This window comes from Endozoicomonas sp. ONNA1, assembly GCF_024606325.1.
GTDB lineage: Bacteria > Pseudomonadota > Gammaproteobacteria > Pseudomonadales > Endozoicomonadaceae > Endozoicomonas_A.
The window spans coordinates 1-1922 of sequence record NZ_JAHHPN010000263.1 but is presented as its reverse complement, the minus strand read 5'-3'; the positions used below and the strand labels follow the sequence as shown (position 1 = coordinate 1922).

Here is a 1922-nt window from a genome sequence, read left to right as displayed (position 1 = left end):
AGATGTTTTGCCGGATTTTTGCTGCATTCTAGAGGCGAAGCTTCCACATCGTGCAGCTCTTCTGTAGATGCAATCAGGTGAAGCTCCTCGTGCAACTTCAGAGGTTCTAGACCTGCTATATCATTCTGGAAAAGATCATGACTGGTCAGGCTCCCAGCAATCAAACCAAGATTGCCTTCCAGCAAAGCCTGAGTGACGTTTTGTTGCCCATCCATATCGACAACAAGCACTCTCTTATCCGCTTCAGCGAGGAAAAACGCTTTTTGAAGTACCAGTGTTGATTTTCCCACACCACCTTTTTGGTTAGTCAGGGCGATAGCCTTCTGAACAGGGCTTTCCACAAAAGGAAAAGTCATATTAATCTCCGTAGCTCATTTAGAGTATGGTTAGCACCGAACGCAGGCCACAGGACAACTTTATGACCTCACTGATAAGAGTATTAGGTATTTGTATTATTGTCAATAACGACAATAAAGAATTTAGGAAGGTATAAAAGCCCGACGCCATTGTCGATAATGGTTCAAACGACAACTATGACAAAGAGCGTTTATGCTAGCTGATGGTTTGTCGGGTCAACTGATATTAATTAGATCTGAAGTAGTGGCTAGAGACCGTAATCGTTTCCCAATCACCATCTATCATGCTGTCCGTCCAGCATTCGAGAAGGCCAACAGCAGAAACCTCACCATTAATGCAGATTACTCCGTTGATTTTACAGAGCCGTTCGTTGGAAAAATTAGTCAGTATTCCAACATGACCGCACACAATCTCTATGTCATCAATAACCTGATCTGACAATGCAAATCCTCCAGATAAGAGGCCAACACTTCGGATTGGTGCATCAATAACCCCACAAGTTGCCGTCATGATTTGAACCATAACGGATTCCTCTTCATTTCCGTCCAACCAGGCATTAATGACATGCCCTCGCTCACCAGTCCTTTCTCCCACATTAATGACTGCTAACCTGCCGATAGACTGACTGATACTTTTCTGAAGAGAGCCTATCTTATGTTGACGGTCACTATTCCTCATATCACTGCTCAACATTACTTCATTCCTTGATGTTACATTGTGCTTCGTAGTCTGGATGTCGCACATCCAGCAACCAGACGTTATTTCGCATGCGAAAATCACAAGATACAGTTAAACTTTATAATATATACATGTGTATAAAGATAGAGGCAGATAGGATCTGTCCTCAAGTGAATGAACACTCAAGGGAGTATTACATGGCGTCAGGCAAGAAACAGGGGCTCCAAGGCAGAAAAATTCAGCAGATCAAGATGCTGCCTCAGACCCATGCCGCCATCAAGCAGTCTGCCTATAACTCTAGTATTGAAATATCAGAGATGTATGACAAGATTATTTCACAATACCTTGATCTCATAGATCAGAGACCCAACCCGGTTGAATATTTCGCCTCTCCAAAGCGTGGCGTTAACACCAGTATGTGGATTAACACAGAGATATGTGAACGCGCTGCCCAACGTGCGAAACTGGATGGAACTAGTACCAATAGGGTAATCTACACAGCAATCAGACACTTCACCAATCAGCTCACCGGCTTTTAAAGTATCGCTTTGTGGTGTTATAAATATATAAATACATATAAAGAACGCTGCAAAGTTATGATGAAAGACGCCCATATCAAACAGGTTTCTCTCCCACCGCATATACATAAGACTGTAAAAAACTATTCACAGAGAAGTAATATTGGTGTAGGAGAGCTATACAATCTTTGGATTCATCGGTTTTTAAAATACCGTCGTCTTCAGTCTCAAAACCAGCAATTTATGAAATATTACGCCAGTCCTCGTAATAGCGTGCCGACATCCATCTGGGTCAAAGATAAACTGCTAAAAGAGATAAACGAAATCAGCCATCAAGACCAGACGCCGGTCAACCGTATCATATACACC

At 42.5% G+C, this 1922-nt stretch carries 4 protein-coding genes; 2 read left to right on the top strand and 2 right to left on the bottom strand.

The window, feature by feature from the left end; all coding sequences use genetic code 11:
• Together KDK19_RS06180 and KDK19_RS06175 are read right to left on the bottom strand one after the other, a co-directional pair.
• Positions 1–356, bottom strand: a 356-nt coding sequence (locus tag KDK19_RS06180; RefSeq protein ID WP_257291570.1) for a ParA family protein, incomplete at its 3' end; no start/stop codon positions are given.
• 226 nt (positions 357–582) lie between these two features.
• A complete protein-coding gene (locus KDK19_RS06175; RefSeq protein ID WP_257291569.1) occupies positions 583–1050 on the bottom strand; it encodes a hypothetical protein in 468 nt (155 codons plus the stop codon).
• 155 nt (positions 1051–1205) lie between these two features.
• Here KDK19_RS06175 and KDK19_RS06170 point away from each other — a divergent pair, with 155 nt between their 5' ends.
• Positions 1206–1574 carry a hypothetical protein gene (locus KDK19_RS06170; RefSeq protein ID WP_257291568.1) on the top strand — a complete coding sequence of 123 codons (369 nt, stop codon included), beginning with the start codon at positions 1206–1208 and terminating at the stop codon, positions 1572–1574.
• Positions 1575–1631: 57 nt separating this feature from the next.
• Positions 1632–1922: hypothetical protein (locus KDK19_RS06165; protein ID WP_257291567.1), on the top strand; the 291-nt coding region annotated here is incomplete at its 3' end.